General features: G+C 85.5%; 1 pseudogene. It reads left to right on the top strand.

Annotated elements, in window-relative coordinates:
- Positions 1–249, top strand: a pseudogene (locus QM806_RS41125) (hypothetical protein); the annotation flags it as partial.

The raw sequence follows: 249 nt of genomic DNA, 5'->3' as shown, positions 1-249 counted from the left end.
TCCCGGGACAGGCAGGACCTCGCCGTCGCGTCGCGGTCGGCGGCGCGGGGGCCCGGTCCCGCGGCGGGGGTGCGAGCGGTGCGAGGCCGGCGGGGGTGGGGCCGCGTGGCGGCACCCGGGCCGGTCCGCGGGCGGGGGCGTCCCGGCGGTCGGGTGCGGGGGTCGTGGAGCTGGCGCCGTTGTGGCGCGGCGCGAGGGGGCCCAAGCGCCCGGGCCCCGGACTCCTCGCGGCCGGGTACGCGCCCGCGC

It is taken from the genome of Rhodococcus sp. IEGM 1351, assembly GCF_030056875.1.
Taxonomy (GTDB): Bacteria; Actinomycetota; Actinomycetes; order Mycobacteriales; family Mycobacteriaceae; genus Rhodococcus_F; species Rhodococcus_F opacus.
This window is presented reverse-complemented; position numbering and strand designations above follow the sequence as displayed.